This window comes from Amnimonas aquatica, assembly GCF_002943415.1.
GTDB classification, from domain to species: domain Bacteria; phylum Pseudomonadota; class Gammaproteobacteria; order Pseudomonadales; family Moraxellaceae; genus Perlucidibaca; species Perlucidibaca aquatica_A.
This window is the reverse complement of sequence record NZ_PTQZ01000063.1, coordinates 1-8,216: the sequence shown is the minus strand read 5'-3', so window position 1 is coordinate 8,216 and position 8,216 is coordinate 1. Positions and strand designations below refer to the sequence as shown.

6 protein-coding genes are annotated in these 8,216 nt (G+C 66.3%); 4 read left to right on the top strand and 2 right to left on the bottom strand.

The genetic code is table 11. The features are described 5' to 3' along the window. Positions 1-413 (top strand): enoyl-CoA hydratase-related protein (locus C5O18_RS04080; protein WP_241146732.1); only part of this gene is annotated, 413 nt, incomplete at its 5' end. 133 nt (positions 414-546) lie between these two features. Here the strand turns inward: C5O18_RS04080 and C5O18_RS04075 are convergent. Further along, positions 547-2,142 (bottom strand): isocitrate lyase, encoded by a 1,596-nt coding sequence (locus C5O18_RS04075; RefSeq protein WP_105191694.1) that lies wholly within the window; start codon positions 2,140-2,142, stop codon positions 547-549. A gap of 144 nt (positions 2,143-2,286) precedes the next feature. Between C5O18_RS04075 and C5O18_RS04070 the strand changes: the two genes are divergently transcribed. The 3 genes from C5O18_RS04070 (at position 2,287) to C5O18_RS04060 (ending at position 6,619) form a co-directional block, all read left to right on the top strand. Further along, on the top strand, positions 2,287-3,297 hold the full coding sequence (locus C5O18_RS04070) for a LysR family transcriptional regulator (RefSeq protein ID WP_105191692.1): 1,011 nt from the start codon (positions 2,287-2,289) through the stop codon (positions 3,295-3,297). A gap of 103 nt (positions 3,298-3,400) precedes the next feature. Further along, positions 3,401-5,569, top strand: coding sequence for a malate synthase G (locus tag C5O18_RS04065; protein WP_105191696.1), 2,169 nt, complete (start codon positions 3,401-3,403; stop codon positions 5,567-5,569). A 144-nt stretch (positions 5,570-5,713) separates the two neighbouring features. Beyond that, positions 5,714-6,619 carry a Dyp-type peroxidase gene (locus tag C5O18_RS04060; RefSeq protein WP_105191690.1) on the top strand — a complete coding sequence of 302 codons (906 nt, stop codon included), beginning with the start codon at positions 5,714-5,716 and terminating at the stop codon, positions 6,617-6,619. A 109-nt stretch (positions 6,620-6,728) separates the two neighbouring features. Here C5O18_RS04060 and C5O18_RS04055 read toward each other — a convergent pair whose 3' ends face one another. Beyond that, the gene (locus C5O18_RS04055; RefSeq protein ID WP_105191688.1) at positions 6,729-8,126 is read right to left on the bottom strand and encodes a fatty acid desaturase; all 1,398 of its coding nucleotides are present in this window, start codon (positions 8,124-8,126) and stop codon (positions 6,729-6,731) included. Between the last annotated feature and the right edge of the window lie 90 nt (positions 8,127-8,216).

The window sequence follows — 8,216 nt, the reverse complement described above, 5'->3', positions numbered from 1 at the left end:
ACTGCACGCGCGGCACGCGCTTCCAGATGCCATTCGTGGCGCTCGGCCTGTGCCCCGAGGGCGGCTCCAGCCTGCTGGTGCCGCAGCTGGTCGGTCAGGCGAGGGCCATGTCCTGGCTGCTGCTGGGCTCGCCCATCGCCGCCGACGAAGCGCTGCAGACCGGCCTGGTGAATGCCGTCTGCGACGACGAGGCCGCCCTGGAAACGGAGACGCTGGCGCTGGTGCGTCGCCTGGCGGCCTTGCCGCCGGCTGCCGTGATCGCCGCCAAGGCGCTGATCAAGGACAACGGCCGCGAGGCCGTGCGCACGGCGCTGGTGACCGAGGGCAGGGAGTTCATTCACCGCCTGACGCAGCCCGAGGCGCGCGAAGCGCTGGCCGCTTTCCGCGAGAAGCGCAAGCCGGTGTTCCGCTGAGGCGCCGCCGGTTCCGGGTGACCGGGGCCGGGCCGGGGGTGGGCGGGGCGCGTGGGCCTGGTTTTCCGGAAAGACAGGCATAAAAAAACCCGCGCTTGCGCGCGGGTTCTTTCCACCGGAATCAGGCGGCTTATCAGCCGAACTGACCCATGGTGTTGGCGGTGCCACCGGCCTTCAGGGCGTTGTCGCCGGAGAAGATTTCCTTGTGGTCGTCGCCGATGTCCGAGCCGGCCATGGCCTGGTGCTTGACGCAGGCGATGCCTTCACGGATTTCCTTGCGCTGCACACCGGCCACGTAGGCCAGCATGCCCAGCTCGCCGAAGTAGCCCTTGGCCAGTTCGTGCGTCGACAGCGCGGCGGTGTGGTAGGTCGGCAGCGTGATCAGGTGGTGGAACACGCCGGCTTCGCGGGCCGCGTCGGCCTGGAAGGTGCGGACCTTCTCGTCGGCGTCGTTGGCCAGCTCGGTGCCGTCGTACTTGACGTCCATCAGCTTGGCGCGGTCGTAGGCCGACACGTCCTTGCCTTCCTTCACCCAGCGGTCGTAGGCCTGCTGACGGAAGTTCAGGGTCCAGTTGAACGACGGGCTGTTGTTGTAGACCAGCTTGGCGTTCGGGATGACTTCCTTCACACGGTTGACCATGTGGGCGATTTCGGCGACGTTCGGGGTCGGCGTTTCGATCCACAGCATGTCGGCACCGTTCTGCAGCGAGGTCACGCAGTCCAGCACGACGCGGTCGATCTGGGTGCCTTCGCGGAACTGGTACAGGCCGGAAGCCAGACGGGTCGGGCGGTGCAGCTTGCCGTCGCGCTTGATCAGGATTTCGTCGTCAGCGGCTTCGCTGATGTCGATTTCCTGGGTGTCCAGGTAGCTGATGTACTGCGAGGCGATGTCGCCCTTCTGCTTGGAGACCGGGATCTTCTGGGTCAGGTCGGCACCTTCCGAGTCGGTACGGGCCACGATGACACCTTCGTCGATGCCGAGTTCCAGGAAGGCCAGACGCACGGCGTTGATCTTCGACAGGAAGTCTTCGTGCGGCACGGTGACCTTGCCGGCCTGGTGACCGCACTGCTTGGCGTCGGAGACCTGGTTTTCGATCTGGATGGCGGCGGCGCCAGCTTCGATCATCTTCTTGGTCAGCAGGTAGGTGGCCTCTTCGTTGCCGAAACCGGCGTCGATGTCAGCGATGATGGGCACCACGTGGGTTTCGAAGCCGTCGATCTTGGCTTCGATTTCCTTGACCTTGGCGGCGTCGCCAGCGTCTTCGGCCTTCTGCAGGGCGCGGAACAGGTCGTTCAGTTCGCGGGCGTCAGCCTGGCGCAGGAAGGTGTAGATTTCTTCGATCAGGGCCGGCACCGAGGTCTTCTCGTGCATGGACTGGTCGGGCAGCGGGCCGAAGTCCGAGCGCAGGGCGGCGACCATCCAGCCGGACAGGTAGATGTAGCGGCGTTCGGTGGTGCCGAAGTACTTCTTGTTGGCGATCATCTTCTGCTGGGCGATGAAGCCGTGCCAGCAGCCCAGCGACTGGGTGTACTTGCTGTTGTCGGCGTCGTAGGCGGCCATGTCGCGGCGCAGGATGCCGGCGGTGTACTTGGCGATGTCGAGGCCGGTGCGGAAGCGGTTCTGCACGATCATGCGGGCAGCGTCTTCCGGGTGAATGGCACCCCAGGTGCCACCCAGCTTGGCCTTCACGGCGCGGACGTGTTCAAGCGCGGAACGGTACGTAGTCATGATGACGTTTTCCTGTTGCTGGAGGTGTGAAAGCCAAAGCAGCCCTGCTGCAAAGCATATGAAGGTGCCTTGACCGTGGGCGCAGTCTACGGGTTCATGGCATAATTTTCACAATTTATAGTTTTTATTTTCGGTATTTGCTCCATGAATCTCGAGCGCGTCGATCTCAACCTGCTGGTCTATCTCGATGTGCTGCTGCGCGAGAAGAACGTGACGCGCGCCGCCGAGCAGCTCGGCATCACCCAGCCGGCGCTGTCGAACGGCCTGCGCCGCCTGCGCGACCTCTTCAACGACCCGCTGCTGATCCGCTCCAGCTCGGGCATGACGCCGACCGAGCGCGCGCTGGAGCTGCAGCCGCGCCTGCGCGAGATCCTCGGCTCGCTGAACCAGATGATGGAGCCGAAGCAGGAGTTCCGGCCGCTGAGCTCGAACCGCGTGTTCCGCATCATGGTCTCGGACTACGCCGAGGCCACGCTGATGCCGGCGCTGGTGAAGGCGCTGCGCTCGGAGGCGCCGGACGTGGTGCTCGACTGCCTGACCCCGTCGGATGTCAGCGTGCAGGACATCGAGCAGGGCAAGGTCGACCTCGCCATCAACCGTTTCAACGAGATACCGCAGACTTTTCACCAGGTCACGCTGTGGAGCGACAGCTTCTCCTGCCTGATCAACCGCGGCAATCCGGCGGCGCTGCGCTTCAACCTCAAGACCTACCTCGACGCCCAGCACATCTGGGTGTCCAAGACCGGCATGGGTGTCGGTGTCGGCATGGACCCGGACCGGAGCCGGCTCGGGCAGATCGACGCCGCGCTGGAGCGCATCGGCCAGCGTCGCCGCATCAGCGTCTACACCCGCCACTACCAGATGCCGGCGCTGGTGGCGCACAAGGCCGATCTGATCGCCACGCTGCCGTCGCGCATCGCCATGCTGCAGGGCAGCCATCCGCAGCTGGTGATCAAGGACCCGCCGTTCCACATCCCCGAGTTCGAGCTGAAGATGGCCTGGGGCCCGCTGCTGCACCACAGCCCCGCGCACCGCTGGCTGCGCCAGCTCATCGTCTACGTGGCGCGACAGGTCAGCGCGCTGGAGGCACAGGCTGACGATGGGCTGGACCTGCGGGCGCGGCGCAATGCGCGTCTGCGGCGCGACCGGGAATGACCTGACCGGAAGTTTTCGCTAGAATACCGGCCTTCTTATAAAGGGCGATGCCGCGTTCGCGGCGTCGTCTTCACCACCCCACGTCTCTCTGAGGTTGATGGACATGACTGAGCAGCGCATCCAGCACGGCGGACTCGATATCGCCCAATCCCTGTACGACCTGATCAACCTGGAAGTCATTCCCGGTTCGGGTGTCGAAGCCGCCGACTTCTGGGCGCAGTTCGAGCAGGTCGTGGCGAAACTGACGCCGCGCAACCAGGCCCTGCTGGCCAAGCGCGACGAGCTGCAGGCGAAGATCGACGCCTGGCACCGCGCCAACCCCGGCTTCGACCGCGCTGCCTACAAGTCCTTCCTCAAGGAAATCGGCTATCTCGTTGAAGAAGGTGCGGATTTCAGCATCACCACCGAGAATGTGGATGAAGAGCTGGCGACGCTGGCCGGCCCGCAGCTGGTGGTGCCGGTGCGCAACGCCCGTTACGCGCTGAACGCCGCCAATGCCCGCTGGGGCTCGCTGTACGACGCCCTCTACGGCTTCGACGTGATCTCCGAGGAAGGCGGCGCCGAGAAGGGCAAGGGCTACAACCCGGCCCGCGGCGCCAAGGTCATCGCCTTCGCGCGCAACTTCCTGAACGAGACCTTCCCGCTGGCCTCGGGCTCGCACGCGGACGCCACCCTGTACGCCATCGAAGGCGGCCAGCTCGCCGTCACCCTGAAGGATGGCGGCAAGTCCGGCCTCGCCAGCCCGGACCAGTTCGCCGGCTACACCGGCGATGCCGCCGCGCCGACCGGCGTGCTGCTGAAGAACAACGGCCTGCACGTGGAAATCCAGGTCGACGCCAGCCACCACGTGGGCAAGGATGACAGCGCCCACGTCAAGGACCTGCTGCTGGAAGCCGCCGTGACCACCATCCAGGACCTGGAAGATTCCGTGGCCGCCGTCGACGCCGAAGAGAAGGTCGAGGGCTACCGCAACTGGCTGGGCCTGGTCACCGGCACCCTCGAAGAGACCTTCGAAAAGGGCGGCAAGTCACTGACTCGCAAGATGAATCCTGACCGCGTCTACAAGAATGCCCAGGGCCAGGAGTTCGCCCTGCACGGCCGCTCCATGATGCTGCTGCGCAACGTCGGCCACCTCATGACCAACCCGGCCGTGCGCCTGAACGGCCAGGAAGTGTTCGAAGGCATCATGGATGCCCTGGTGACCGCGCTGATCACCAGGCGCGGCCTGACCGACAAGAGCATCCGCCTGGTCAACTCGCGCGCCGGCTCCACCTACATCGTGAAGCCGAAGATGCACGGTCCGGAGGAAGTGGCGTTCGCGGTCGAGCTGTTCGCCGCCGCCGAGGCCGCCGTCGGCCTGGCGAAGAACACCCTGAAGATCGGCATCATGGACGAAGAGCGCCGCACTTCGGTGAACCTGAAGGAGTGCATCCGCCAGGCCGCCGAGCGCACCATCTTCATCAACACCGGCTTCATGGACCGCACCGGCGACGAGATCCACACCTCCATGGAAGCCGGCCCGGTCGTGCGCAAGGACGACGTGAAGAAGCAGGAATGGATCGCCGCCTACGAGCGCCGCAACGTGTCCATCGGTCTGGCCTGCGGCCTGCAGGGCAAGGCCCAGATCGGCAAGGGCATGTGGCCGAAGCCGGACGAAATGAAGGAAATGCTGGCCACCAAGCTGGCGCACCCGAACGCCGGCGCCAACTGCGCCTGGGTGCCGAGCCCGACCGGTGCCGTGCTGCACGCGCTGCACTACCACAAGGTCAACGTGTGGGCGCGCCAGAACGAGCTGAAGACGGCCGCCACCGATCCGGTGGACACCATCCTCAACCCGCCGCTGGCCGCCAGCACCAACTGGAGCGAGGCCGAGAAGCTGGCCGAGCTGGAAAACAACTGCCAGGGCATCCTCGGCTACGTGGTGCGCTGGGTCGACCTCGGCGTCGGCTGCTCCAAGGTGCCGGACATCAACAACGTCGGCCTCATGGAAGACCGCGCCACGCTGCGCATCTCCAGCCAGCACATCGCCAACTGGCTGCGCCACGGCGTGGTGTCGCAGGAGCAGGTGCTCGAGGTGCTCAAGCGCATGGCCGTGGTGGTGGATCAGCAGAACGCCAGCGATCCGCTCTACACCGCCATGGCTCCGGGCTTCGACGGCATCGCCTTCAAGGCTGCCTGCGACCTGGTCTTCGACGGCTGCCAGCAGCCCAGCGGCTACACCGAGCCGCTGCTGCACGCCGCCCGCCTGAAGCTCAAGGCCGCGCGCGGCTGAGCCGCGATCAGGGTGCCGGCCGGCTGGTGAATACTTGGCCAGTCAGCCGCACCCTGGCAAAAAGCCGCCCGCCGCACACCGGCGGGCGGCTTTTTTTATGGCATAAATACGCCAAACCCATGAACCTGATGTGGATTGCAGCACATGACGACACCCCAGCCCGGCATTCTCGCGGCACTGCCTGCCCAGGCCCGCTTCATCAGCTTCCAGCTGGGTGGCGACACCGGCCGGCTGGCTGACGCGCTCCGCGACCTGCGTGACGAGGTCGATGGCCTGGCCACGGTCGCCGGCTTCGGCCAGCCCCTGTTCGAGGCCCTGGGCCGTGTCCTGCCGGGCCTGACGCCGGGTCCGGTGGTGCCGGGATCGCTGGTGGAGATTCCCGCGCAGCCGTTCGCGCTCTGGCTCTGGCTGCGCGGCAGCGATCGCGGCGAGCTGATGCAGCGCGAGCGCCGGCTGACGCAGCTGCTGGCTCCGGCCCTGGTGCGCCAGAACAGCGTCGATGCCTTCAAGCACGACACCGGCCGCGATCTCACCGGCTACGAGGACGGCACCGAGAACCCGCAGGATGACGCCGCCATGGCCGCCGCCATCGTCAGCGCCGAGGCCGCCGCGGCGGCCGGCGATCCGCATCTGGCCGGCTCCAGCTATGTCGCGGTGCAGCAGTGGCTGCACGACATGGACGCCTTCGATGCCATGGGCGGCGAAGCGCAGGACCACGCCATCGGCCGTCGTCGCAGCGACAACGAGGAGCTGGACGATGCGCCCGAGACCGCGCACGTGAAGCGTACGGCGCAGGAGGACTTCGAGCCCGAGGCCTTCGTGCTGCGCCGCTCCATGCCGTGGATCGCCGGCCACCATGTCGGTTTCTACTTCGTGGCCTTCGGCTGCTCGCTGTACGCCTTCGAGGCCCAGCTCCGCCGCATGAGCGGTGCCGAGGACGGCCTGGTCGACGGCCTGTTCCGCTTCACCCGGCCGATCAACGGCGCCTATGCCTGGTGCCCGGGGCTGGCCGATGACGGTCGCCTCGACCTGGCGCCGCTCGGCCTCTGAGGGCCGCAGGAGCGACATCGACGCGCCGCCGGCTCGGCGTCGCCCAAGAAAAAGCCCCGCATCAGCGGGGCTTTTTCTGGCCGGATGATCATGCCGGCGGGGTGGTGAGTCAGTCCTTCAGCGCCACGAAGTCGACCTTCTCGCGCACGGCGCAGTCCGGGCAGGGCCAGCTGTCCGGAATCAGCGTCCAGCGCGTGCCCGGCGGGAAGCCTTCCTGCGGGCAGCCCTTGCGTTCGTCGTAGATGTAGCCGCAGTCGGAGCACTGGTAGCGCGCGGTGCCGTCGGTCTGGGCATGCGCCGGGGCGCCGGCCGGGATCGGACCATCCACCGCGTGGTTGAAGGTCTGCGCGCGGTTCAGCGCCGAGGCGAGGATCTTCTCGCGCTTGGACGGCAGGATGTTGGCCAGGCTCAGGTCGCCCTTGTAGTGGGCCGCGACCAGCGGATCCATCTGGCGGAACCACAGCGGCGGAATGTAGGCCGGAATCAGCATGGAGGCGTAGCCGGACGGCAGCTGCGGGCTTTCCTCGAAGTGACGCAGGGCCTGGAAGCTGCGGGTCGGGTGCGCATGATGGTCGGAGTGGCGCTGCAGCTGGTACAGGAACAGGTTGGTGACGATCTGGTTGCTGTTCCAGGAGTGCTCGGGCGAGCAGCGCACGTAGCGGCCGTCCTTGCCTTTCTGGCGCAGCAGGCCGTAGTGCTCGATGTAGTTGATCACTTCCAGCAGCGAGGCGCCGTAGAAGGCCTGCAGCAGCAGCCAGGGCAGGGCGGCCCAGCCCAGCCAGGCGGTGAGGCCGCCGAAGAACACCACGGTCAGCGCCCAGGCCTGCAGGTTGTCGTTCTGCAGGGTCCAGACGCCCTTGCCCTGGCGGGCCAGGCGTTCCTTCTCGATATGCCAGGCCGAGACCACGCTGCCGATCATGGTGCGCGGCAGGAAGGCCCAGAACGACTCGCCCATCTTCGAGCTGGCCGGATCTTCCGGGGTGGCGACGTTCTTGTGGTGGCCGCGCACGTGCTCGGTGAAGAAGTGGCCGTAGGCGACCGGCGCCAGCGTCAGCTTGGCCATCCAGCGGCCCACGGCATCACGCTTGTGCGACAGCTCGTGGCCGGTGTTGATGGCGATGCCGTTGACCGCGCCCACGCTCAGCACCAGGCCGATCCAGTGCCAGGCCGGCATGTCGTGCGTGGCCACCAGCCAGGCGCCCCAGACGGTCAGGATGAACTGCGAGGGAATGTAGGCGTAGACGATGAAGCGGTAGTACTTGTCATCCTCGAGCTGGGCGACGGCCGATTCAGGCGGGTTGTTCTGGTCGGTGCCGATCAGCCAGTCGAGCAGCGGAATGATGGCGTAGACCAGCAGCGGGCCGCCCCAGGCGGCGATGCCCCAGCCGGTGTACTGGTACACGGCGAGGATGAAGAGGCCGAGGAGAGGGAGCAGCGGGCTGAGCAGCCAGAGGTAGCGCTTGCCGTCCACCCAGGGGGTCGCGGTTTGCAGTGTGGTCGTGGTCATGTGGCCTCCGGACGCGGATGTTTTGGTTTTATGTGCGTACCGCCCTGTACACATGACCTTATCATTGTTCAGTGTAAAGGTTGACGTCAG